Origin of the sequence: Prevotella sp. FD3004 (assembly GCF_000746155.1) — a bacterium.
Lineage (GTDB): Bacteria > Bacteroidota > Bacteroidia > Bacteroidales > Bacteroidaceae > Prevotella.
This window is the reverse complement of sequence record NZ_KN050820.1, coordinates 139,298-166,274: the sequence shown is the minus strand read 5'-3', so window position 1 is coordinate 166,274 and position 26,977 is coordinate 139,298. Positions and strand designations below refer to the sequence as shown.

The window sequence follows — 26,977 nt, the reverse complement described above, 5'->3', positions numbered from 1 at the left end:
GAATTTATTTAGCTTTCTTATTAACTGAGGTGACACTTGGCTTTGCTTGTTCTACGTAAGGAATCTGCTTCATCAGAATCCATGAGGCCTCGCGAGCTTTGTTCTTCAGGTTCTCGGAACAAGCCTTATCGGTCTGAAGGAATTTCTCAACCTCTTGAGCAGCCTCAGAACTTTTATGGGTGCTTAATAAGGCTTTTGTCCAGTTGCTTGGGAAGAAAATTCCGCTGGTCTGCTGCAGGTAAGGCAACGACTGAAGGGCTGGCATGATGTAACTGTTGCTTTGTGGCTCGTAAACGTCAGAATTGAGCAAAGCAAGTGTCTGGAGTGCCCATGGCTCATGCTGACGGCCTTCGGGGGCTAATAAACTATTGAATACTTGGATACGGGCATCGGCATCGGGATTGCAAGCACGGCTTACATAGTCGAACTCGTCGCGCAGCTCCTGTGTTGTCAAACGCGCACGTTCTGTACTAAGGATCTCTTCACGTTGGCTTGGGCGCACAATGGCAAGACGATAAGCCATATCCATGTAGTCATGTTCGCTGAAAGCAGGATCGTTATGAGCGTCGAACATCTTCTTAATCTTGTCAAGAACTTCGGGAGAGACGGCGTTAGCTGATAGCTTGTGGAGAATATATTGACGGCATTCTTGCGTTTTGTTCTCGCCCAGCAAGTCCATCATACAGAGCTCAAGGGTTTTGCGAGAAGACATTGGCATGTCAGTAGAGATCTTGAACATCTGGTCTACGCCTGTTGACATGATGAGTGGATTCTTTTCTTTCATCATGAAACGGTATAGCTCACCGAAATGAGAAGGAGGGATTTTTCCTAACAGATAATTCTCATGAATGGTCTGGAGCAAACAGAAACGGTGTAGGTCACTACGGGTCGTAATCAGACGCATGGGGAGTTTTTTGGCATAATGGTCGTCAAGGGTAAAGATTCCATAGCCCATACCGCTGTAATTCGGAATGATATAATCTGGCGTGAGAGGAATGTTGAATGACTTTTGCGATTCATTCATTTCAACAGTTATGGTTCGACTACCGCCCAACTCGTTAATCAGTTTAATATCAAATTTCTGAGGCCAGCAGAGGCCACGGCCATAAGGGTCGGTCTGAGTAACGATGAGTTTGCCATCACGGTAAGTGGTGTGAATGTTTGGCAATCCTTTTTGTTTTACCCATACATCACTAAATTGACGTACGCCGACTTTGGGGGCTACTTGGCTAAGTGCATCAATGAGATCATCCCAAGAGGCGTTACTGTAGGCATGTTCCGCCAGGTAGTTCTGTAGTCCTTTTTGCATGGTTGGGGCGTCCATCATGTTCTCAAGCATGCGCATCATAACAGGTGCCTTATCGTAGATGATGTTGTCGTAGAGCAAGCTGGCGCAGTTAAGATTGCCAAGTTCTTGGGCAATTGGGTGAGTGCCTTCTGTGCGGTCGATGGCAATGGCGCGGGCTTGATAGGTTTTGATAAAGTTTAGCTCGTGGTCAACTTTATTATATTGTCGGCGTGTGATTTTAGACGCCATGAAATTGGCAAAGACCTCTTTGGCCCATACATCCTCAAACCATTTCAACGAGACTAGGTCGCCAAACCAGAGGTGGGCTGTCTCGTGTGCGATGAGTTCTGTACGACTAAGCAACTCTTCCTGAGTGGCATTCTTATCAAGGAAAATACGTCGGTCACTGAGTTGGATGGCACCTGGATGTTCCATTCCGCCAAACTGATAGCCTGGAAGAATAACGACTCCGTATTCGGTTGCAAAGGGATTTGCGATGCCAGTATAACCCTCCATCCATTTTAATGCTGCGGCAGCCTCGTCGAACACTTGGTCAAGTTGCTTGACTTTTTCAGGGTCGGTTTCGCGGAATAAGGCACGCATAGGACGTCCGTCGCGGGTAGCAATTTTCTCTTGGTAGTTGCCTGCAACAAAAGAGTAGAGGTAGGTTGGGAGAGGACAGCATGGATCGCTGGTCATTGTCTTCCAACCAGTTGGTGCTTTGATGTCGGTCAGGAATCTGGCTCGAAGGTCGGGTTGGTCAAAGCATGGGAAGCATGACCGTGCCATGTCGGGTACAAAAAGCGTATACATATAGTCTTGATGGCGATTGAGAGCCTTGTCAAGGCTGGTAAAATTCAACTCGATACGATTTGTACCTTCTACAAGCAGTTTATTGGGAATAATGATGTGTTCATTCTGATAAGAAGCCACAATAGACTTGCGTTTCTCTTTTTTGCCTTTTTTGGTAATGACATAACATGTTCCATTAAACCCGCCTTGGAAGTCAAGTATGACATCGGCCTTCTGCTTGAGGTCGAAAGTGATGACATTCTTGCCCGTAACTTTGTCCTGAGAATTTGCGGGGATGTTGAAGGTTAGGTCGTAAATGACATTACTGATGTTTGCTTTACGCTGGTTGGCTAGGTCTTTGGTGACGCCTTTGGTAAGTTGTGCAGAGCCGCCAAATGCGGTCATGCAGAATACTGTGAGGAGTAGTGTTTTGATATTTTTCATCTGTTATTTGGTTTTTGTCTGCAAATTTAATTAAAATAAATCTAATTACAAGCATTAATCCATTGTTTTTTCAGCTAGTTCACTAATTTTGCACCGAATAAGTTTTTTTTAATGGTTATAAGTATGAAGAAGAATGTTTTTTTTATAGCTCTGGCTATGGGGCTGATGACTAGCTGTGCCAGCAAGAAGGATCTGGTGAACTGCCAGACGGAGAACAAGTCACTCACCGAGAAGTTGCAAGATGCAAGGGAAGATTTGGCTGCAAAGAATGCGCGTATCACGGCTTTGGAAGAGCAGCAACGTGGCATGCAGCAAGCCCTTCAGAATGCAGAGGCTAAGTATACGGCTCTACAGCAGTCGCTTGACAAGAGCCTGACAAACGCTTCACAGAACAATATCTCTATTGAGAAGTTGGTAGATCAGATCAATGAGTCGAACCAGTATATCCGTCACTTGGTAGAAGTGAAGTCGAAGAGCGATTCACTGAACATGGTACTTACGAACAATTTGACCCGTTCGCTCTCGAATGAGGAATTGAAGGAGGTTGATGTACAGGTGTTGAAGGGCGTGGTATATATATCATTGGCTGATAATATGTTGTATAAAAGTGGCTCTTATGAGATTAACAGCCGTGCTGCTCAAACATTGTCTAAGATTGCTAAGATTATCAAAGATTATAAGGATTATGATGTGCTCGTTGAAGGTAATACAGACAATGTTCCTATCAAGAAAACAAATATTCGTAACAATTGGGATCTTTCCACGCTTCGTGCTTCGTCGGTGGTACAGGCTTTGCAGAACGACTATGGTGTAGATCCGAAACGACTGACAGCAGGCGGGCGTGGTGAATACAACCCTATTGCCAGCAATGATACGGAACTGGGTAAGCAGCGTAACCGTCGTACACAAATCATCATCACACCAAAACTTGATGAGTTTATGGATTTGATTGGGCAAGCTCCAGAAGAAAAGTAATCTTATACAAAAGGATTCGGTAATTCGAAATACATTCGCTCACCTGATATCGGGTGGGCGAATCTTATTTGGTCACAGTGTAAGCATAAGCGTTCTGCTTTTCTGCCATAAAGTTCGTCACCAACGATGGGGCAATCAAGTCCGTCGGGATGTGCACAATGAACACGGAGTTGATGAGTGCGGCCTGTATGAGGGTAAAGAGCAATGAGTGTGGTAAGCGGTTCGTTGGAAGTGGATAGAACTTCATACTCGGTAACGGCCGACTTGCCGTGCCGATAGTCGACTATCTGACGAGGGCGGTTTAATGGATCACTAAGTAGCGGCAGTTCGATTCTTCCCAGAGGAGGGGTGACAAGACCTTCAAGTAAGGCGATATATCGTTTCTCAACCATATGTTTGACAAACTGCTCCTGTAGAGGAACGTATGTCGCTTTAGATTTTGCAATAATCATGAGGCCTGACGTACCCATATCAAGACGATGAACAACCATGGAGCCAGGCCATCGTTCTTGGGCGATTGTAGCTACAGAATAATCGTAGGCCTTCCCTGGGACACTGAGGAGCCCTGAAGGCTTGTTGATAACAGCCAGTGCATCGTCTTCATATATTACCTCGAAGTTTAAGTGGGGATGAATCATTTCCTCAGGATTGGGCTCTACGTCTAACCCTTGAAGCATCCAAGTGAGAATGGGCTTGCATTTGCCTCGACAGGCTGGGTAGAAGAGACCATGATGGCGAACCTCGCTTTTCGGAGAAGGTCCCCACCAAAATTCGGCCATGCAGATTGGCTTAAGATGCTTGCTGTATGCATACTGAAGAAGTTTAGGAGCACAACAATCGCCAGTGCCTCCTGGTGGTAGTGGGAATTTCTTGCGGATACGCGGAGAACTATGGTAGTCTTGCCATATATCAACAAGATCGCGTTGCTCGCCGTTGGCATTAAGAAACTGATATTGATGGAAGAGCCATAGTTGGAGATCCTGCGACATTTGTTTGTGCTGTTCTGATTGCATGATTTCGCGCTCACGAGCTTTAAAATAACCATCAGGTTTTTGAGCATCAAAAACTGGTGGAACAAAGTAAGGCCAGTCGTTACGTCCTTCTAGTAAACCCGAATAGGCTGCAAGGAAACCGAGTTTATGTTCTGTCTCTACTACTAGTACGCCGAACATCTTCCCTTCATGGGGGTTAATATGGGCAATCTCCTGTTTTATAAGCTCGACCGCTTCGATGCAAAGTGGATGAGGCTCATAGCAGAACGGGTAGGTGAACTGCTTGGGCTTGGGGATGTCAGAGATTAAAGTGTGAACAAATGGCATCTAACCGGAATTATAGGAGGTCGAGGCATTTTTCAACAGGAATGCCACGGTTCTTGTCGTCAGTATTGCGATAACGATCAATCATACGGAAGACAGTGTCCATAGCGGTGCGAGTAGATGTCTTCAGTGATTCTCCATTGAGAAGATGGCCAATGAGAACCGCTGAGAAAATATCACCAGTACCGTGGAAAAGGCCAGGAATTTCATGATAATTCAAGTGGAAATAGTGGTCGTCAAAATGATTATAGCCAGCTACTGCATTCTGTCCATCAATCTTGCAACTTGTGATGAGAGCCGACTTACAGCCAATGTCACGCAATTTGTCGAGCAGGTCGGCTACTTGCTCCCATGAAACACCCTCCATGTGAATGGGGGTATCGGTGAGGTAACAGGCTTCAGTATAATTTGGGAATGTGAGATGGGCTACAGAAACCATCTCACGCATAAGTTCAACCTGTTTCTGGGTGACGCCATTATAAAGGCGTCCGCCATCACCAAGGATGGGGTCAACAAAGACCCATGTACCCGATTCGCCTTGCTCTTTACAGTAGCTGGCCACGAGTTTGGCTTGCTCATCACTGAACATAAGACCTGTGCAGATGGCATCAAAACTAAAGCCTAACTTCTTCCATACAGGTAGAGTGCCGCGGATGTATTCTGTAGTGTCCTGAATATTGAACTTGCCATAGTCGAGAGTGTTTGATACGAGCGCTGTAGGAAGACTATAGGTGGGAATGCCTAGATATGACAAGATGGGTAGCATGGCTCCCATGCCAACCTTTCCGTAGCCTACTACATCGTTTATCAACAATATCTGTTTCATTTCGGCTGCAAAGGTACGCATTTTTTTTATAAGGTGATATGAGTTTCCCGGATTTTTTGTACCTTTGTGGGCGATTTATGGGAAATCTACAGTATTCACCTATACAGGCTCTTCAGCAACAACGCCTGCTGCTACAATTAGAGTATCAGACTGAGAAAGATGCTTTCCGCAAACAGACAGAAGAAATGGGACTGCAGCGGAAAGTGAAACGAGGTGATGCTTGGTATCCGCTGAAAATGGGTAAGAGTTACTATAATTCTTTGAACCAGTTGTCCGTGGAAGTGTATCGTCTGGAAGACGAGGAAATTGAACATAATTTTGAGTTTGGGAAACCTGTGGCCTTTTTTCATGTGGATGATAAGGAGGTGATTCATTATTTCAATTTTACGGCAACTGTCAGTTATGTTGATGGCGATAGAATGGTGGTGGTCGTACCAGATAATGGAAAACTTATTGATGTGCAAGGCGCAGAGCGTGTGGGAATCCAGCTTTTCTTTGACGAGACAAGCTATAAAACGATGTTCGATGCTTTGGATCGTGTGATTAAAGCAAAAGGACGTTTAGGTTATTTGCGTGATTTATTTTATTCGCAGCTAAAAACAGAGACATTCTCATTTGCGCCACTTCATTTCCCATATTTGAATCGCACTCAAGAGGATGCCGTCAATAAGGTGTTAAGAGCCAAAGATGTGGCGATAGTGCATGGACCTCCAGGCACAGGTAAAACAACGACACTTGTTGAAGCTATCTATGAGACATTGCGACGGGAAAATCAAGTGATGGTTTGCGCACAAAGTAATATGGCTGTGGATTGGATTTCGGAAAAACTTGTTGACAGGGGGGTCAATGTGTTGAGAATAGGGAATCCATCACGTGTAAACGACAAGATGCTCTCATTTACCTATGAACGCCGTTTTGAAGCACATCCAGATTATGAACTATTGTGGGCGATTCGCAAAGCCATTCGTGAGATGAGGGCTCATCGGAAACGCGGAGACGAAAAGTATTATCAGAAGATGGAACGTCTGAAAGAACGTGCCACAGAACTGGAAATACGCATCAATGCACAACTTTTCGGAGAAGCGCGCGTCATAGCCTGTACGCTTGTCGGTTCTGCAAACCGTCTGTTGGAAGGTCAGAAATTCGGCACGTTATTTATCGACGAGGCTGCACAGGCCTTGGAGGCAGCTTGCTGGATTCCTATCTGCAAGGTGTCAAGGGTGGTTTTTGCAGGTGACCACTGTCAGTTGCCTCCAACGGTCAAAAGTCTGGCAGCCTTGAAGGCAGGTCTTGGTAAAACTCTCATGGAGCGAATCGCAGAGAATAAGCCTGAGGTGTTATCACTACTAAAGATACAGTACCGAATGAATGAAGAGATTATGCGCTTTTCTAGCGATTGGTTCTATGGTAATCAGGTAGAGAGCGCGCCAGAGGTGAAGTATCGCAGTATACTTGATCTTGATATTCCGATTACATGGATTGATACATCTCAATTTGGGATACCTGAGGAAAGTGGCGTGTCGTTTAAGGAACAGTTCGTAGGTGAGAACTATGGCCGTATCAATAAGGCTGAAGCAGAACTCACTCTACTTGCACTTGAGAACTATCTCCGAAAGATAGGTAAAGGGCGTATTCTGGAAGAACGGTTGGATGTTGGAATCATCTCTCCTTATCGTGCTCAGGTGCAATACCTGCGGAGGTTGCTGAAGAAGAAAGAATGGGTGAGACCTTATCGCCAGTTGGTTAGTGTGAATACTGTTGATGGCTTCCAAGGTCAAGAACGTGATATAGTACTAATATCGCTGGTACGTGCTAATGATGAGGGACAGATTGGTTTTTTACGTGACCTTCGTCGTATGAACGTTGCCATGACTCGTGCCCGCATGAAACTCATCATTCTTGGCGATGCCTCGACGATGACTCGTCACCCCTTTTATAAGAAGCTTTACGAATACATTGAAGCACTTTGAGTATAAAAACTTTTGGAAAACATTGTCTTTTTTGCGGAAATAGTTGTACCTTTGCAGTGCTAAAACTGTAAAATGGAGATGTCGGGAAAAATAAGACATATTCTGATGATGGCTATTTGCGGCTTACTGTTATCTCTTCCTGCGTATGCCCAGTCGGACATAAAAGGTAAGGTTGCAGAATTGCAGACAGAGATGTACCGTCTCTTTTATCAAGATGATTCCGTGGCTTTCAGAAAGGTAATTTCAGACCTGATGGAAGCAACGAAGAAGGCAGATGACGATGTTGTGTTCTATCGTGCTTGGGGTAATCTGTCAATTTATGAGTCGACTCATCAGCGTCGTACGCACGCTCTTGAGATAGCACGCAAGATGGAATCCTATGCTCAAGAGCATAATAGCATATTTGGCCAGTATACTGCTATCCACGTAACAGGAACGGTATATCAGCAAATGCGTGATTATGATAATGCGGAGAAGAGGTTTATGGATGCCATAGAATTTCTACACCAAAATGCTCCAGGGCAGAGTGCCGCTGCTGATTATATTGAGTTGGTACTTCTTTCCGTAAATGGTCGTCGCGATGTGAGGCAGGGCATGATATATGCGGAGAAGGTGCTGATGGAACCTAATGTGAGCAATCAACACAAGATGCGTGTGCTCACGCTGCTTTGTGAGTTGGAGGGTGACAAAGTCCATCCGGATGTAAATACCTTCAATCGGTATTATACGGAGCGCTTGAAGGCGCGTAAGGGTACGCCAGCTGATGATTCTGAGGTTCATGTCAATCTTCTATATTATTATGTAAACGGTAACTATAAACGTGCGCTCGCACTATCTGATAGTCTTCCGGAACGTGACCAGATAGATTATGCCAAGGCTCGTATTTTTCATGCTATGGGTGAAAATGAGAAGGCCTATGAACAAATGATAGAGTACAAGTACGATCGTGACTCCATCTATAAGGCTGAGCGTTCTGGGCTTCTTTCGGAATATATTATGCAGTTAAATAATGAACGTTTGGAGTTAAAGAACAAGGAACTTGAAGAGCAGAATTCAAAGCTCATTACTGTCATTATATATCTTTTCATTGCTCTGTTTGTGGCTCTGCTTGTTTGGATTATATGGCGAAGGGTGAAACTGACACGTAGGCTCCGTTATGAGAACGCTCTGCTTGGTAAGGCTAACCAAGAGGAACGTAAGGCGCGTGTGCTAGAGCATGAAGAACGACAAAAGGCAGAGAAAGAACTTGATCTGAAACGTGAGTTCTTTAATAAACTAGCTCGTCAGTTGCGCACGCCGCTTAATCCTATTGCTGGTTTTTCGAATATTCTGGCTTCAGACGATGTGCAACTTTCTCCAGAGGAGCGTGAAATGATGAATGAACATATCCAGGATGGTGCAAAGCGCTTGATTGATATTATTGATGACATGTTTGAGTTGTCGTATTATGAGAGTAAATCGGGACTTGATAAAACAGAAGAGTTTAGCCCGAACTTACTTTGTCAGAATGCCGTTGAAACAATGCGTGAGCATAATAGGAAACCTGGGGTGGAAGTGCTCCTCCGGACGTCGGTGAATGACGATGTCATGGTAAAGAGCGATATGCAAGTTGTGAGAAAGGTGATGAATCACTTGCTTGACAATGCCATCAAGTATACAGATGAGGGCGAGGTGCTGTTGAACTGTATGGAGAAGGATGGATTTATCCGGTTTGAAGTGTCTGATACTGGTCGGGGCATTGAGCCCGAGTGGCGAAAACATATTTTTGAACCAATGGTTATTACGAGTGGTAGTGCTAAGACTTCTGGTATGGATCTTGCTATCTGCAATGCAATAGCAAGATTGCTTGATGGAAAAATCTGGCTGGATGAAACTTATGAAAATGGTAGTCGTTTTATCTTTGAAATACCGAAAGAATGATTAAGATTAGAAAGGTAAACACCAAAAAGGAGCTGAAGCAGTTTATACAGTTTTATTATGACCTGTATCGGAGTAACAATTGTGCCGTGCCTTATTTATATAGTGATGAAATGGCCACGCTCCGTCGTGATAAAAATCCATCGTTTGAGTGTTGCGAGGCTGAGTATTTCCTCGCATATAAGGATGGAAGGGTTGTAGGTCGCGTGGCAGCCATTATTAACCATCGTGCCAATGAACGGTGGAATTGTAAACAGGTTCGTTTTGGCTGGTTCGACTTTGTTGATGATCTGGAAGTGTCGACAGCGCTTATAAAAGTTGTTGAAGACTGGGGTAAGACGAAAGGTATGACTGAGATAGTCGGCCCTCTGGGCTTTATTGATACTGATCGTGAGGGAATGCTTGTTGACGGTTTTGATGAACTTTCAACCATGTATATCAATTACAATTATCCCTACTATCCAAAACACATGGAGCAGATGGGAGGATTCGGAAAAGACAACGACTATTTGGAATACAAAGTGAAAATCCCCGAGGTCGTACCTGAGAAGTTTTCCAAGATTACTGAGATGGTTCGAAGACGATACGGGTTGACAGTGCATAAATTTACTCGCAAAGAATTGGTATGTGAAGGCTGGGGACATGAAGTGTTCCGCTTGCTGAATGCTACCTATAAGGATCTTTATGGCTTTTCACAATTGTCAGATTCACAAGTTGATAAACTAGTAAACGATTACATTAAAATTGCTGATCTGAATCTCATTACGGCTATCATGGATGGTAATAAAATGGTAGGCTTTGGTGTTACGTTTTCTTCGTTTTCAAAAGCCTTGCAGAAAACGCGTGACGGACATTTCCTGCCTTTTGGCTGGTGGCACCTGCTGAAAATATTGAAGTGGCATAAGACAAATGTTGTCGATTTGTTACTTATAGGTGTCTTACCTGAGTACCGTGCTAAGGGTGCTAATGCACTTATCTTTGACGATCTGATCCGTTGGTTCCAACGTTATGGTTTTGAGTGGGCGGAAACGGGGCCACAGATGGAGACTAATGAGGGTGTACTTTCTCAGTGGCAGTATCTTGAATCAGAGAACCATCGTCGTCATCGTTGCTATCGCAAAGTAATTAAAGAATAATGATATGGAAATGGAGCTGGATTTTATATTGAGAATTTTCGTGGCAGCCCTATTGGGGGGTGCGATAGGTTTGGAACGTGAATATCGTGCAAAAGAGGCGGGTTTTCGCACCCATTTTCTGGTAGCACTTGGATCGGCTCTATTTATGATTGTCTCTGCATATGGCTTTGAGGGTGCTATGCATACACCAGAACATCGTTGGGATGTAGCTCGCGTAGCTGCTCAGGTCGTATCTGGCATCGGTTTTATAGGTGCCGGTACCATTATTTTCCACAAGAGTGAAAATGTGGTTCGCGGGTTGACCACGGCAGCAGGTTTATGGGTGACAGCTGCCATAGGTCTGGCTTGTGGCGGAGGAATGTATATCCTTTCTATGGCTTCAACCTTTCTCGTTCTTGTTGGTTTGGAAGCCTTCAATTTCTTACTGCACAAGTTTGATAATAAACGCAAACACGATTAATTCTGTTAATTCTTTCTGTAAAAACTATAAAAAGGTGCCGCGTCATCCCGACGCAGCACCTTTTGAATACCAAAACAATGTGTCTAATTAACTACTTGTAGTAGCTAACCTGTAAGTCTGCAGTTTTGTTGGTATGTTAGTTAGAAGAGGGCTCTTTACGTACGCCAAAGTCCTTGCGATATTCATCGTTGATAATTTGACAGGCTTTACGACCATCGAAGTGAGTCGGCCCAATGATAAAATCGGGTACATTGAAGGAGAGTAAACGCTCGTAGTAAAAACGATGCGGATTTCGCTGTGGCAACATAAAAGCCTTACTAATCCCCCCATTGGCATCGACATGACAGAAATAAGGTCGTGTATACAGACCGTCATCACGGCGGGAGCTAAAGACGAGCCAGCGTGAATTGCTACTCCAGTTATGAAACGATTCTGTATCTTCAGAATTAGCCCCAGTCATGGGATAGCTTTCACCTGTTGAGAGGTTCAACAAATAAAGGTCAGCCTCATGATGCCAGATGCTGAACTGCCCATAGTCGGAGAGCGTGTAGCAAAGGAAACGTCCGTCGTAGGAGGGGCGAGGGAAGGATACCGATTGATGATGGGCTTCGGCATCGATAATAGTCTCTATATGGTTGCCGAAACTTCCCGTTTCGGGGTCGAAATCAATTCGGTAAAGATTGTATCGAATTGAATCGAGTTGATGACCGCCTTCAGGAAGGGCGCGGGCTGCGCAGAAATAGAGCGAACGTCCATCGGGCGAAAAAACCGGAAAGGTTTCATAAACCGTGTCTTGCTTGAGAAGAGGCGAAAGTAGTAGCTCATTTTTGTCTACATCATAGACCTGGAGGTCAGAGGCTGTATCAAATACCTCAATGCGGTTGTGGTCAGCACTGTGGAATAGCTGGCTCGTCGCATTGGTTGAATATGCAACATAGCGGCCAGAAGGATGCCAGTAAGGATAGACACAGAAACCGAGTGTTTGGTTGGTCTTAGTGTTGTAGGCAGTGAAAGAGCCATCGCCATTACGTAGCAGTGTGGCACCATGTGGACCACGGATATGTAAGCTCATGTTGGTAGGGTTGCCACGGTTAAAGCTATGGCAGTTGACACAACCCTCGAATTGTGTATTCTCTATCAAAGCACGTTCATCGAACGAGGAGAGATCGCGTTCGTAGATACCCATCTTGCTCCACACTTCATAACCTGGCGCAATCAAACGGTAGCATAAGCCGTAATCGATACTGTCGGGGCTGACGTAAATAGAGAAAGGACGATAGGTGTGCCAACCATCGGCAAATTTAGCTGAAACAGTCACGTAAATTGAGTCGCCAAGATTTTGGCCGAGCAGAGTATGCCAGTCGTCAAGGTCGAATTCAATCGATTCTTCACCTTGGCTATGCAGGTTGTTCCCATGGTTGTCTGTAATGACAGCATCAATGCGCAAAACGTCCTCATTAGCCATGTTAAAGCAGAGAGGGGCAATATTTACTGGTATGGTGACACCGAGGTAGTCGGGATATATCTGAGGCTGGACGGTCTCCTGTCTTGCATCGCTGACAGTCTCGATTGTGCAGGCAGAGAATATCAGAAGTGAGAGTAGTATATAAAGAATCTTTCTCATCGCTTTTTTGAATTGAAGTGATTTAAGCCTTCTCGGTCGCCCGTCAGCAGATAATAGGCTATCAGATATTGATAGGCCATTCCATTGTCTGTGTTACTGAAGTAGAGGCTTTCAAGCATCTCGGGAGTCACATGGTCACTAAAGTAGAAGTCTTCCTTATAGGCCATTTGTCGTAGACGCCCGTATTCTGGGTGATTGGCAATTGCCTTCTCATTTTCCAACAGTGCTAGTGTTTCATTGGCCCATTTCCTGTAAAAAAGGGTTTTTTGTAGTGCCATGAGATATTTACGAGCCACTTCATAGCTGCCGTTAATGAGGTTGGTTTGGGCGAGTCGCTTATAACATCGCCCGCTCTTTTGGAAGTCCAGAATAGCTTCCTGAGCTTCGAATACCGTTCGCTGAGCGACATTGATCATGCCTAACTGATAGAAAGCCTCGGCTGTAGGTAGAGGACTGGTGGCATCGGTCTTGACGTCGGGCAGAAGGCCGGCAATGCCATTCTGGTTATATTCGAACATGTGGTCTAGAAGCATACCATGCATGGCCAAGGCAAGATTCTGTACCGTTACGCCAATCTGGTTGTTGGGCTTTTCCTTGTTGATAGTCTCAATGATGCGATTCCATTGCTGGTGGCATGCCATGAAGTCATATTGCATCACCTTTTCTGCTTTGAAGTTGCTGTCTCTCCAGATGAGATACCCCATACATGTAGCTGCCAACGCAAAAGAGCAGAGCGTCACAACATAGCTGCTCGATGCGTTGATCCATCGGTGACAGATGTGGATAGTGAGTGTGAAGATGAAGACAGCCAAGGATGCTGCCCAAAGCAATATAGGAAATACTGTAGGATAGCGATAGTAGTGAACGCTAGTCCATAGACTATCGATTGGAAAAGGAATGCAGACAGGTCCCACCATCCAATAGAGTATTGGAATTGCTATAATAAGCAGAATGTATCTCGTCCGACCTTTGGCCGATTTCGCTATTCCCCATGCAGCAAGCAGTGTGATGAGCACAGCCCAGACACCGCTAAGCAGCGCATTCTCATCGAGCAAGTAGAGCCAAAGCAGACACGAAGGTGCAAAACTTAGGCCGTATAGCCATCCCTCGTTAGACTTTGCCGTTTGGTTAGTCCATGAACTATTTAGTTGGAGTGCCAAAAGTTGCACCGCTGAGAGCAGAATTGCAATGATAAGAGCTCCTACCCAGGCGAAAAGAAAAAACTGTGTGCTGAAGCGCCCCAGCAAGTCGGCAATGCCACCTGGTTGTTTCATAATCTCCCATACGTATGTACCATCGAAGAGGAAAAGCTGATATTGTTCCTGATAATGTAGATGGTGTGGATAGACCAGCCCGAAAAAGAGTAGAACCATCACACCGAAAAGGAATGTGCATATAGTACGGATATTCTTCATTTTGACTATTTGTCAAACACTTTACTGAACTCATTAACGCTAATTCTGACAGGCTCAACCATAAACTCTGGACGGTTATAGCTTTTCAGAAGGAAGGTGTTGTGTTCTGGGTCTTCCTGTGGAAGCATAAAGGCTTTTTCTACTATTCCGTTATTGAAATAGGAGAAATAGACACGGCAGAAGTTACCATCCTCACGACGACTGGCACACATAACCCAATGACCGTTGCTTGACCAGCTTGGGTAACTGTCTGGACGGCCTTCGCTATTCAGGTTTGTAAGATTGAGAGGTGACGGATTCTCTTGGCCGAGTTGAATACAGACGATGTCGCCATCATTGTGTCTGATATGGAAACAGCCATACTGACCTTGGGCAAATAGCAGATAGCGGCCGTCAGGACTAATACGTGGTAGGGTGGCACTCTTATTCTGTGAAGCTGCGTCATATACCAGCTCTTCGTCGCCAAAGCTGTGTGTTGTCACATCGAAAGAACGACGATACAGGTTATATTGTATCTTCGGATAAGTGGTTCTAATATCCTTGTCGCGCATCTCTTCTGGCAATGGAACGGACTTACAATAGTAGAGGTATTTGCCATCAGGTGACCAAGTGGGGTACACCTCTAAAAGGGTGGAGTCGTTGCAGACAACGCTCACTGAGTCGGTCTCTACATCGTAGAGAATTAAGTCGCTTTCAAGATCGTAAACTTCAATCTTGTTGGGATGGACCGTATGGAATGCCTGTCGTGTCAGGTCGGTCGAGAAGGCAATTAGCTTGGCGGTAGGGTGCCAAGACGGATAGACACCTGAAGAGATGGTATAGTCACGCTTCAGATTTACTCTCGATACCTTGCCGTCGTTCACAATCACGGTGCCGCTATTAGAGAGACGCACATGGAAGAGCATGTTGTCGGTTTTGTAGTTCTGATAACTGTGACAGTTGATGCACTGGCCTTTCTCCCTGTCATTCATGGTAATCTCGTTGTTGAAGATTTGCGTTTCCTCGAATGAAGTGAGGTTACGCTGGGCAATCTCCATGAAGGTCCATGCCACATACGATGGCTCAATGAGACGATACGACAGATATTCGTCGATAGGCTCCTTGGCTACGCGTATCTCAAAGGGGGAGAACGAGAGCCATTCGCCCTTTTTCTTTCCCCAGACCTCTACCTTTATGCTCTTTCCCTTTGAAGCGTTGAGCATAGAGTGCCATTCAGCCTCAGGTATTTGAACCTTCACACCATTGCCGTATGTCTGTTGCTGACCATCGGGTGTACTGATACGTGCCACACACGCTTCGTACTGGTTGGCGGGAAGCATGAAGTTTAGTGGCGCAATATTATAGGGCACGGTTACGTTGCAATAGTCAGGAAATATAGCTGGCAGACTCTTGGTCTTCTTACTTGAAGAAGGAACATCTGGATGATTGGCACACGAGGACAAGAACAGCATGGCAACAGCTATAAGCAGAAAAAAATAGTGGTTATATCTTTTCATTGTCTTCTTGGATTTATTGCGTTTTCATTATATGCAGGCCTATTAATAGACCATGCGCCCGAAGATGTTGTAATACCAGTAAGTATCTCCCCATTCTTCATACATTTCCTCACGTATCTTCTCTGGTGACTTTCTTGCCTTTGCCCTATTTTCAAGAGCCTCCCAGAACTGTTTGTAGTGGTCGAAAACTGTCTGTTCTACTGGGAGCATCATGCGTTTTTTTTCAGGAGCCTTATCCATATACATAATATATGCCTCTTGAGCATGCAAAGGAAAATTCTCGTTCATGTGCAATTTTGCATAATTGCGGAGCGATGGCCAGAAACGACGTGAATCGCAACGAATCATTGAATAGAACAACGCTTGTTCCGAAGTCACTTTATAATTGGACTCGTACCAGAGGCTGATGCTATTTACGACATAACTATCGCTGTTTTCAACTCCGGTGAGCTCATCGGGATAAGACTTCTGTAGCATGTTTACGTTTGCCGTGACTGGAGCCGGTTCCCAATTGTCGTAAAACAGATGATGATGCAATTGAGCGGTATAGCGTTCAACAAGCTCTTTATCTCCTTTTGCAAGTGCACAGCGGGAAAGCATTCTCAGGAAGAAGGGCGAGAAACCTGCTTGTATGGCAAGTTCGAAATTCAAGCGAATAGCTTCGTTTATCATTCCATAATTGTAGTATACCAAAGGTGATGCAATATCCAAAAGGGTGACGCGAATAGAATCGGGATTCTTGATAGGATAACAGATGTTCCCCATCTTAAACGACTGATTGAGTAGATCTCCTTCGTTCATTAGGGCGATATTCTTTAGCATTACAATCGTAGTTGTCGGTTTGTGGTTTTCTGTTGCAACATTAAGCACTTCGTGCCAGTTATCTGCATCTGCGTAGCGTACCATGCGCATTTCGTCGATGTAGTTTTGGTCGTGGTACATAAGTGAAGAGGTAAAGAGGATACCTGCAACAGCACACAAGATTGGAATGAAGAACTTGGAAAGATAACGATAGCAAAGCGGGATGAGTACAGATATTGCACCTAGTACCCAGAATGGGATGGTGAGATGGTCTGTCTTATCACTTGCGGTTATGAAGCGAGGCAGGCCTGCCAGAATCACGTCGTCGAATTTTAGATTAGAATAGTATTGAGTATACCAAATGCTGGCGGTAAAGATAAGTATTACAATACCAATAATTTCTCGCCATGTTATTTTTTCAGCAAGAACCAAACATAAAACGAAAAGCAGTGCAAACCATCCAAGCACTGGATAGATGCAGAAAGCAAGCAAATACCATGCAAAATGCCATTTGCGTGGAGTGGAACGTGCTACCCACAAAAGTAACAGCATGACTAGATAACCTACCGACTGCGAGAACCAATATCCTCTGATGGTGGATACATAAATCCAATAGCCCAAATCGACAATAGATGTGAGCAGACAGGCTACAGGCAAGAGCATCAGTGCCGAGGCACTTCCCTGTAACCGGAATGCTTTAGAACCCACAAAATAGATAAGTAGCCAAATCGCTGCCAAAATGCCAGAGCCCAAGGCCGGATAATAGAAAAGCTGTGTGAGCCAGGCGCCCACATACTGCATCAAACCAAATGGTTTTTGCATCATAGCGTGGAAGAATGGAGTCCCATAAAGGTATTCTGATCGGTCGTGAGCCGTGTAGAGCACCTCTTGGTTTATGCATATTACATATACAGCATATGATATGAAAGTCAGCAAACTTACATATAATATGACACCAGACACATTGCTTTTTTTCATTGTTTTTTGGTTATAAAAGGCTGACCCATTTGATTGGGTCAGCCCATTAGTATTATACTGCTTAGGAAATATTATTCCTCATAGTAAATAGCATTGATCTGACAGCTACCAGAAGTAATCATAAGGTCGAGGTCTTTACCAGCACCACCATTACCACGGGCACAATCCTTAGCAATAGCCTCGGTAAGTGGAAGCTCCCACAAACCATTGGTGAACTGAACATCCTTATCATTATCGTAGCGGGCACTCCACCAACCATTCATAATACGGCCAGCACAATCAGGAGTAGCGTCTGAGATATCGAAGATCAGAGTCTTGAAGCCCCAATAAACATCATCAGAAAGGTAAGGCAAGAAACCTTCATTTCCATTAATATCTTTGAACTTACCCTCATTATCGCTGAAACGCATAGCTGCAGCATCCCATGCACCTGGTCTGAATGGTGGCTGAGCAACAGGATCCTCACCATAAATCCAGTACTTCTGAAGTGGATTAGTAATTTCCTGACAGCTGATAGGGAAGTCGGCAGTAACTACAGTTCCATCAGCACAAAGAGCTGTAAGAGTTACGGTATGATCACCGAGTTTCATCTTTTTCCATGCATAGTTACCGATAAGATCCTTACCACCAAGAGTCCATTTTGCATTGACTGGTGCTGAAGTAGAACAAGTAACTACATTGCCATTCAGGCCACTGGCTGCTTTATCAACAGTCACAGAACTCAAAGCCTTAAGTTCGTCTACAGATATATGACCGCCATTGCCAATATTCTCCTGAACAGGATCGCAGGCAATAAACGCAAACACTGCGACAAAAAGCATAAATATCTTTTTCATATTGAATACTTAATTATAACATTAATATAGTGTAACATACTGGGTTTCAGCACTAGCAGCATCCCAACCAGGGTTCTGTTCGAGCTTACCATTCATAAGATTGATCTGAGACTGAGGCTTAGCCAAGAAACCGTTAGTATCGGCATAACGCTTAGCCCAAGAGCAAGTCATATGTGCCATCTTACGCTTGTTAGCTTTATCACCAAGACAAACAATCAGCTTGCCAGCCTGAGCCTGAAGTGCTTTAGCAGCGTATGAACTTTCGCCAGAGTCAATACCTGACCAACGACGCATATCGTTGAAACGCAGACCTTCAAATACAAACTCCCAACGACGTTCATCCTGAAGAGCCTTCAAAGAATAAGTAGTTGTCAGAGGCACACCAGCACGAGCCTGTACCTGATTCATGTACTGAACATCACCTGTGAGCTCAGAAGCCATCAACAGAACGTCAGCATAACGCATCAGATAATAGTCCTCGAAGTGGTCACCCTGCATAGGATTGTCAAGTGAACTGCTAGAATAACCTGTAACAGCATCCCACCATGGGCTATCGCCTGTCAAAGCATCAAGAGTAATAGAGTTGAACTTCTTAACTCCATAACCAGACTCCTCACAGTCGTCCTTTACATACGAATAATCTGCACACTCGTTTTCACAGTCGATCAAAGAACCGAGCTTACGGATGTCACTGTAACCTCCATTGTTCTCAGCAATTGTCCAGTCGTCCCAAATATTACATGAAGGAGTTCCCTGTCCCCAACCCTGAGTGAACGGATAGGTGTAATCGCGGTTACCGTTGTTACCGTTTACACGCAGTCCCCAGAATGTTGACAGATAGTTACAGTACATACGGCTGGTAGAATACATACCACCATTTTCAATTGCACCATTAATACCCCACTTAGAAGCATTCATGAACTGAATCTGGAAGATTTCCTCTGTGTTGCCATTACCCATGCCAGGCTGGTCGAAGCAGTTCTCACGCTTCATGTCTTTAATGAACTCATAAGCATGACCTTCACCATCATGAGCCTCATCCCACAGCAAACTGTTAGAATACTGCCAGAGTGAACGATAGTCCTCACAGAGTTTGTAACCACCAGTGGCAATAATATCCTTAAGAGCATTTACAACATCAGCTTTAGAAAGAGAACCTCCCTGGCATCCTTCCTGCTCAACAAGATTGATAGTGGCATCTCCTGTAGAGAGATCACTAACCTTCTTATAGAAGCCAGCCCAGAACATATATGCACGTGCGAGGAATGCCTCTGCAGCAAACTTATTTGCATGACCATCACCATATCCAGCTGTTGTACTCATCAGGTTCTTACCAGAAGTGAAGTCTGAAAGAATTTGTGGATAGATAACTTCATCAGCACTAACCTGCTGCTGCATCTCTTCTGTAATAGTGGTAGAAGTAATCAGGGGCACATCACCATACAACTGTGTAAGCCACAAAGTATAGAGGCCACGCATGAAGTAAGCCTCACCAAGAAGCTGATCACGCTGTGCTTTTTCCTTATCTGTCCAAGGCACATTATCAATAGTCTCGATTGTATTGTTTGCACGAGCGATACCACCATAAAGAAGGAGGAATGGAGTCTCGTACTGGTTACTACTCATCTGAACGAGATGATGAAGAGATTTAACCTTGTTGTCCTGCAGACCACCACTTCCATAGCAGTTATCTGACATTACCTCCCACCAGAAGAAAATATTCTGGTTATCTGAGTCACCACCACCCATAGTATTCATGATACTATAGATTCCAGCAATCTCAGCCTCAACATCTCCAGGCTTACCAGGGAAAGTAGCCTGTGTCATCTCTGTAGGACGTGGATCTGTGTCCAGCATATCGTTACAAGATGTAAACACACCCGCTGACAAAACAGCTAACGATGATAAAATATACTTTTTCATATCTTAATAGTCGAATTAGAATTTAATACTTGCACCAACCAAATATGTACGAGATGGTGGGTAAAGACCAAGATCAATACCAGAAGCCCAGCTATCAGAGCCACCAGATGAACCAACCTCAGGATCGAGACCTGTATAACTGGTGAATGTATAGAGGTTCTGAGCCTGTACATAGAGACGAAGCTGCTGGAATGGGCAGCCCTTCCAAATGTTCTTAAAGTCGTAACCGAGAGTTACAGTCTTAATTTTGAAGTAGTCGGCATCCTCCATGTAGCGTGTAGAGTTCCAGATAGTGTTCTGGTGACCTGTACCTGAGATGCGTGGCTGAGTGTTAGAAGTGCCCTCACCATGCCAACGGTCCAGAATTGTGGTGTCATAGTTGTGCCACCAAGAATCACCATATGAACGGTAAGAACGCATAATCTGCTGTCCAAATGCACCAGCACCGTTCACAGCGAAATCAAAGCCTTTATAGCTCAAACCGAGGTTAACACCAAGCATAATATCTGGGTTAGGATTACCAATCTCGTGACGGTCGCTATTTGCACCTTCTGAGTAATCGATTACGCCATCATTATTCCAGTCATCCCAGATGCAGTCACCAGGCATTGCGTTGTCAAGAACAGCCTTACCAGCCTGACGGGCAGCATCAATCTGGTCCTGAGTCTGCCAGATACCGCTGTACGACATGCCATAGAAGTAACCGATTGGCTTACCTTCCTCAGCACGGTAGAGGAATTCTGTACCCTGTGAGAGGATACCACCTGCTCCATTTACATAGTGGTTCTCGTTAGCGATACGAGTAACCTTATTCTTATTGGTATAAAGGTTTACACCAACATTATAGCTGAAATCCTTACCAATATTGTCGTTCCATGTAAGAGCGAGCTCAAAACCAGTGTTCTCAACGTCACCACCATTAATATAAGCAGGGCTAGCACCATAGATACCAATCTGAGGACCTCTGATCAACCAGTCCTTAGTGGTCTTCTTATACCAGTCGAAGTTTACACCCAGACGACTATTGAGGAAACGAGCATCGAAACCAAAGTCAAGCTGCTCAGAAGTTTCCCAAGTCAGGTCAGGATTAGGAACGATATCTGCATAAGCACCAGTCTTTGGAGTACCACCGATAGAAGTTGCCATATCAGAACCGAACTTATAACCACTGTCACCAGAACCACCAGACTGACGGATAGTAGCCAGATACTGGTACTTCGGAATACGGTTGTTACCATTCTGACCCCAAGAAGCACGGATCTTCAAGAAGTCCATCCAGCTCTTGGTGCTCTCCATGAATTTTTCATTAGAAATTACCCAACCTGCAGATACAGATGGGAAGAAGCCCCAACGCTGACCGTCATTAAAGATACTAGAACCATCATAACGCATGGTTACAGTAGCCATATAAGTCTCATTCCAGTCCCAAGTCAGACGACCGAAATAAGAAGCGAGATACTCCTCATCATTTGGAGAACCTGTAAGAGTAGCATCAGTAGCACTTGTAAGCTTCATATTAGAAAGATATGCAGAATCCCAACCCTTCAGAGTTGCAAGCTGCTCACCAAGTTTAGCCTTGTTCGAACCACCGATATTTACGCCCCAAGCACTGCTCTGGAAGCTCTGACCAACCATGGCGCTAATCTTATGACCAGCAATTATAGGAAGATCGTAAGTCAAAGTGTTCTCAATAGAGAAATTACTGCTCAACCAAGCATTCTGGCTTACAGAATATGATTCAACTGTACCTGATCCAGAAGATGGAGAACGTGGCTCACCATAGTTGCGGTATGCACCAGCACCCCAATTATAATTGAACTGCGAACGGAATCTCAGACCCTTAATAGGCTGAATGGTCAGGAATGCAGTGGCACTTGCATTGAGGTTGCGGCTCTCAGCCATTGAGTTGAAGCCACCCTTCTCAAGGCCTTCCCATGGGTTCTTGAACCAATAGTCATTCCAACCAGCACCATAATTAACATGGTTATAGATTTCACCATTGTCTGCATACTGTGGAACGAGTGGGCTGGTCTGAAGCAGGTCATGAATATAGCTCCAGTACATACCATCCTCAGCGAGGTTGTGGTCCTTGCTATAGCCTAGAGAGATATTCTCACCGATAGTGATAACATCGAAGTCCTTAGCTTTCAGGAGCACGTGGTCGCTGTTGATACGAATAGTGTGACGATTGTAGTAAGAAGCTCTGTCTGCACCCATGATACCTTCGTTACCAGTATAGGTATAAGACATATTGAACTTAGAACGATCTGAACCACCAGTCAAGGTTACAGAATGGTTCTGCTGAACAGCATTCTTATTATCAAATGCGCCCCACCAGTCAGTACCTTCCCAACCATTAGCCACCTTATTCAGGATATCCTGTGGAACATAAGCAGAGAAATCAACTTTCTGACCAGAAGTATTGAAGCTATACTCGTCCATGATGGTCATGAACTGCTGAGCATTGAGCAGCTGTGGACGCTTATAAACGTTTGACCATCCCATTGCACCGTTATAGCTGAGTTCAATCTTACCAGCCTTACCCTGCTTAGTAGTAACCAAAATAACACCGTTAGCAGCACGTGATCCGTAAATAGCTGCAGATGCAGCATCCTTCAGAACGTCAATGCTCTCGATATCGTTAGGGTTAATACCATCGAGGTTACCACCAGCGACACCATCAATTACATAAAGGGGCTGAGAGTCACCAGTAGTACCGATACCACGGATATAAACCTTATAGCCCTTACCAGGCTGTGAAGAACTCTGGGTAATCTGCACACCAGGAGTACTTGACTGCATGGCTTCGAGTGCATTGGTAGTGTTCAGCTTGGCGATATCCTCACCCTTAACCTGAACTGTAGCACCGGTAACCAGCTTTTTCTTCATCGTACCATAACCAACAACGACTATGTCGTTCAGTGTTGTGTTGTCTTCTTTCAGTACGATGGTAAGGTCGTTCTTTCCGGCAACCTTGACGTTCTGGGTTACATAACCCACATAAGAAATTGTAATGGTGGCATCTGAAGCTGCCTCCACAGAGAACTTACCATCCAGGTCGGTAATTGCGCCCTTCTGGCTACCCTGTACTTTAACAGTCGCACCGATAATCGGTACACCTGCTTCATCATTCACCGTTCCCTTGACGAGGCTCTGAGCCAGTGCTCCCAGGGGGAACAAACAGAGCAGGAACAGTGCCATTAACGGCTTTTGCAGTGATTTAAAATTCCACATAATTAAATTAGTTAGATAATTGTTATGATAATGTAGATTGATATAATTTAATTTTGTCTGAGCGTCAAATCCGTCGCGGTGTTCGCTAGCGGGTGCAAAGATATTATAAAATTAACTTAAATACTTTGTTATATGTATCGTTGCTTTTTTATTTTGTTTCGATGTGTTAAAATGTTACATATCATAAAGTATTAGAAACAAACAATAAAGTATTATTGCTTAATGCGGGGCGGCCGATGTTGCTTCGGGGTTCTTTTTTATTATATAATAATGTGTGATTAGTGGGTTAGTGGCCTATATAAGGGTACTTGAAGGCGGAATTTCAGGTCGTTGGTGGCAGAAAAACAAAGTAATATCATCGCTTAGGTGGAAAAAATAAGTGTAAAATAACACTTGTTACAATCTGCAAAATACGTGATACTTAATACAAATGAAAGTTAAATTATAATTCTTATCTTTGCAGCGGAAAGTTGAAAGCCAAGCCAATAACGAGGCAATCTGAAACACTTTTTTATATTTTAAATATTACCATTATCTAACTAAATTAATTCATTTATGTGTAATTTTAAATTCGTGCAAAAGCCGTTAATGGCACTGTTCCTGCTCTGTTTGTTCCCCCTGGGAGCATTGGCTCAGAGTGTAATCAAGGGAACGGTGAATGATGAGGCGGGCGGACCGATTATCGGTGCGACTGTTAAAGTACAGGGTAGCCAGAAGGGCGCAATTACCGACCTGGATGGTAAGTTCTCTGTGGAGGCAGCTTCGAATGCTACCATTACAATTTCTTATGTGGGTTATGTAACCCAGAACGTCAAGGTTGCCGGAAAGAGCAACCTTACCATCGTACTGAAAGAAGACAATACGACGCTGAACGACGTGGTTGTCATTGGTTATGGTGTTCAGAGAAAGAGTGACTTGACGGGATCGGTTGCTTCTGTAAAGGCCGACGACATCAAGAATCTGTCAACTGCTGATGCTGCTGCCGCCCTTCAGGGTAAGGTCTCTGGTATTAATGTGTTAACCAACGCTTCTCCTGGTAGTGGTGCCGACATCCGTGTACGTGGTTATTCATCTAACTCAGAGAATATTTCTCCTCTTTATATCGTTGATGGTCTGCAGGTTAAAAGCATCCAGTATCTTGATCCTCAGCTGATTGAGTCAATTGAAATTCTGAAGGACGCCGCTTCTGCCGCAATCTACGGTGCTGAGGCCGGTAATGGTGTTGTCCTTGTTACCACCAAGAAGGGTGACGAGGGTAGGGTTTCTGTTAACTACACGGGTAGAGCTACCCTGCAGAACTTCACCAGACGTCCTCTGATGAATCGTAAGGATTTCCTGAAATACATTGCTTATGAGTATGGTCAGGAAGATGTTGACAAGCGACTCAAGGACTTTGACTACAGTCATCCTTATTATGATGGCGGTGTAATCGATCAGGACTGGATCAGTGCCTACATCGAGCCCACATGGAGCCAGCAGCATACAGTCAGTGTATCAGGTGGTAACACGAAGGGCCACTTCTTCACTTCTCTGAACTACGTTCATCAGAATGGTGTTGTAAAGGGCGATAAGGATGTGTACAAGCGCATTACGGGTCAGGTGAATGCCGACTATAATATCTACAAGTGGTTGCAGGTTGGTTCAAACAACTCTATTGAGAAGTGGGAGACCAAGAGTGTGTCACAGCGTGCTTATGGTTCTTCGTTCGAGCAGATGATCCAGATGGATCCTCTGACCCCGGTTTACTGGACCAAACCTGATGAGATGTCACTCTCTGTAAGAACCGTTTACGACGCACTTCAGAATGGTACTGCCGATCAGAACTACCGTCTGTTCCGTGACGAGAAGGGTTGGTTTGCCAACACCAAGTACTCTGACATGGAGGGTAGTCCTCTGGCTAAGCGTGATGCTACCGATGGTACTAATGGCGGTTGGAACATCAATGGTACGTTGTTTGCCAACTTGATGCCTATCAAGGGCCTGACTATTACCTCACGTCTTGGTTATCGCATTAACTATAATGTTGAGCACAGCTATACCGCTCCTTTCTGGATTGGTGACCGTGGTAACCAGACCACCTATTCTATTTCTACAAATACCTACACTGGTTGGTACTACCAGTGGGAGAACTTCGCCAACTATAATATTACGCTGGCCAAGAAGCACAATATCGGTGCCATGATTGGTATGTCATACCGTGAGAGCAATTCAGATGACTCAAGAATCAGTTCTTCTGGTGCCGACATCCTCCAGTCATACGAGCCCAACTTCCGTTATATCTCTTATCTGAAGGACGATGCTCCTAAGACTGTCAGCAACGCTCCCAGCAAGAGTGCTTCTGTTGCTTATTTCGGACGTCTGACCTATAACTACGACAGCCGTTACTTCTTCCAGTTCAACATCCGTCGCGATGCATACGACTCTTCTAAGTTGTCAAAGGCTAATCGTTGGGGTACCTTCCCATCTGTATCGGCTGGTTGGACTATCAGCAATGAGAAGTTCTTCAAAGACATAGTTTCAACAGATGCTGTTTCGTTCTTGAAACTCCGTGCTTCTTGGGGTACTAACGGTAATATCTCAGTGCTGAGAAATTATCCTTATACTGCAGCTATCGCAAAGGGTAGCAGTTGGTATCAGTACAATGTAGATCAGATTGGTTCTGTATATGGTTCACATCCTGACAAACTGGCTAACCCCAGCCTGACATGGGAGACTTTGAAGCAGGTAGACCTCGGTCTTGACGCCCGCTTCCTCGGCAACCGACTCTCATTTACCGCTGCTTACTACGACAAGCGTACCAAGGATCTGCTCTTCAGCGTATCTGTTCCTTCAGAGCTTGGCTTTACATCAGTTGTTACCAATGGTGGTACCGTACTGAACAGAGGTCTCGAACTTGAGCTTGGTTGGAGAGACCGTATCAACGACTTCGCTTACTCTATTAGCGGTAACCTCACCACTATTAAGAATAAGGTGCTTTCGCTGGCCGAGGGCGCTACACCAACGTATAAGACTGACGCCAGCTCTACAAACTATAAGATCCGTACTGCCTTTGAGGAGGGTCACTCTATCTGGTACCTGAATGGTTTCGTTTACGAGGGTCTTGATGCAGACGGCAATCCTAAGTACAAAGATTTGAACGGTGACGGCGAAATCGGTACTGACGATATGACTGATATCGGTCGCACAACACCTTCTTTCACCTATGGTATCAACATCACAGCTGCTTGGAAGGGCTTCGACCTGATGATCAACGGTTATGGTCAGGGTGGTAACAAGATTTTGCCAGTTCTCCATCGTACAGGTTATAAGAACGGCCTGAAGTACTATCTTGACGAGGCTAGAACTCCAGAGAATCCTGGTGGTTCAATTCCTCATCCCGAGAAGATCTACAGCCCCGATGAGCCGTTCTGGTCTTCAACTGGTAATCTGTTCAGCGGAAACTTCTTCCGCATCAAGCAGTTGCAGTTGGGCTATACTATCCCTGCCAATATCACCAAGAAGGCAGCCATCAGCAACCTGCGACTGTATGTATCGCTTGACGACTTC

At 44.7% G+C, this 26,977-nt stretch carries 16 protein-coding genes; 6 read left to right on the top strand and 10 right to left on the bottom strand.

Features of this window, described 5'->3' with window-relative positions; all coding sequences use genetic code 11:
• Positions 1 to 4: 4 nt before the first annotated feature.
• The gene (locus tag T325_RS11245; RefSeq protein WP_051949861.1) at positions 5 to 2,524 is read right to left on the bottom strand and encodes a M1 family aminopeptidase; all 2,520 of its coding nucleotides are present in this window, start codon (positions 2,522 to 2,524) and stop codon (positions 5 to 7) included.
• Between the two features lie 123 nt (positions 2,525 to 2,647).
• Between T325_RS11245 and T325_RS11240 the strand changes: the two genes are divergently transcribed.
• Entirely contained in the window at positions 2,648 to 3,499 is an 852-nt protein-coding gene (locus tag T325_RS11240; protein ID WP_036914027.1) for an OmpA/MotB family protein, read from the top strand.
• A 2-nt stretch (positions 3,500 to 3,501) separates the two neighbouring features.
• On the opposite strand, the gene T325_RS11235 is transcribed toward T325_RS11240, so the two are convergent.
• Together T325_RS11235 and T325_RS11230 are read right to left on the bottom strand one after the other, a co-directional pair.
• Entirely contained in the window at positions 3,502 to 4,818 is a 1,317-nt protein-coding gene (locus T325_RS11235) for an RluA family pseudouridine synthase (RefSeq protein ID WP_036914025.1), read from the bottom strand.
• 10 nt (positions 4,819 to 4,828) lie between these two features.
• Positions 4,829 to 5,641 (bottom strand): bifunctional hydroxymethylpyrimidine kinase/phosphomethylpyrimidine kinase, encoded by an 813-nt coding sequence (locus T325_RS11230; RefSeq protein WP_036914023.1) that lies wholly within the window; start codon positions 5,639 to 5,641, stop codon positions 4,829 to 4,831.
• Positions 5,642 to 5,718: 77 nt separating this feature from the next.
• Between T325_RS11230 and T325_RS11225 the strand changes: the two genes are divergently transcribed.
• The 4 genes from T325_RS11225 (at position 5,719) to T325_RS11210 (ending at position 11,124) form a co-directional block, all read left to right on the top strand.
• Positions 5,719 to 7,611, top strand: a complete 1,893-nt coding sequence (locus T325_RS11225; RefSeq protein WP_036914021.1) for an AAA domain-containing protein — start codon at positions 5,719 to 5,721, stop codon at positions 7,609 to 7,611.
• 78 nt (positions 7,612 to 7,689) lie between these two features.
• Positions 7,690 to 9,531, top strand: a complete 1,842-nt coding sequence (locus tag T325_RS11220) for a sensor histidine kinase (protein WP_197051343.1) — start codon at positions 7,690 to 7,692, stop codon at positions 9,529 to 9,531.
• Entirely contained in the window at positions 9,528 to 10,664 is a 1,137-nt protein-coding gene (locus tag T325_RS11215) for a hypothetical protein (protein ID WP_036914017.1), read from the top strand. The genes T325_RS11220 and T325_RS11215 overlap by 4 nt, the downstream gene beginning before the upstream one ends.
• Positions 10,665 to 10,668: 4 nt before the next feature.
• Positions 10,669 to 11,124 carry an MgtC/SapB family protein gene (locus T325_RS11210; protein WP_081911199.1) on the top strand — a complete coding sequence of 152 codons (456 nt, stop codon included), beginning with the start codon at positions 10,669 to 10,671 and terminating at the stop codon, positions 11,122 to 11,124.
• A 136-nt stretch (positions 11,125 to 11,260) separates the two neighbouring features.
• Here the strand turns inward: T325_RS11210 and T325_RS11205 are convergent, their stop codons facing one another.
• From T325_RS11205 to T325_RS11175, 7 genes are all read right to left on the bottom strand, one after another.
• A complete protein-coding gene (locus T325_RS11205; RefSeq protein WP_051949860.1) occupies positions 11,261 to 12,748 on the bottom strand; it encodes a TolB family protein in 1,488 nt (495 codons plus the stop codon).
• Positions 12,745 to 14,163 (bottom strand): DUF6057 family protein, encoded by a 1,419-nt coding sequence (locus T325_RS11200; RefSeq protein ID WP_051949859.1) that lies wholly within the window; start codon positions 14,161 to 14,163, stop codon positions 12,745 to 12,747. The genes T325_RS11205 and T325_RS11200 overlap by 4 nt, the downstream gene beginning before the upstream one ends.
• 5 nt (positions 14,164 to 14,168) lie before the next feature.
• Positions 14,169 to 15,659 carry a TolB family protein gene (locus T325_RS11195; RefSeq protein WP_051949858.1) on the bottom strand — a complete coding sequence of 497 codons (1,491 nt, stop codon included), beginning with the start codon at positions 15,657 to 15,659 and terminating at the stop codon, positions 14,169 to 14,171.
• 42 nt (positions 15,660 to 15,701) lie between these two features.
• A complete protein-coding gene (locus tag T325_RS11190; RefSeq protein ID WP_036914015.1) occupies positions 15,702 to 17,438 on the bottom strand; it encodes a DUF6057 family protein in 1,737 nt (578 codons plus the stop codon).
• A gap of 71 nt (positions 17,439 to 17,509) precedes the next feature.
• Complete coding sequence (locus tag T325_RS11185; protein ID WP_036914012.1) at positions 17,510 to 18,274, bottom strand: hypothetical protein; 765 nt, start codon at positions 18,272 to 18,274, stop codon at positions 17,510 to 17,512.
• A gap of 21 nt (positions 18,275 to 18,295) precedes the next feature.
• A complete protein-coding gene (locus tag T325_RS11180) occupies positions 18,296 to 20,197 on the bottom strand; it encodes a RagB/SusD family nutrient uptake outer membrane protein (protein WP_081911198.1) in 1,902 nt (633 codons plus the stop codon).
• A 15-nt stretch (positions 20,198 to 20,212) separates the two neighbouring features.
• Positions 20,213 to 23,398: a SusC/RagA family TonB-linked outer membrane protein gene (locus T325_RS11175; RefSeq protein ID WP_231622232.1), complete on the bottom strand. Its 3,186-nt coding sequence runs from the start codon at positions 23,396 to 23,398 to the stop codon at positions 20,213 to 20,215.
• A gap of 621 nt (positions 23,399 to 24,019) precedes the next feature.
• Here T325_RS11175 and T325_RS11170 point away from each other — a divergent pair.
• The coding region (locus T325_RS11170) for a SusC/RagA family TonB-linked outer membrane protein (RefSeq protein ID WP_051949857.1) at positions 24,020 to 26,977 on the top strand (2,958 nt) is incomplete at its 3' end.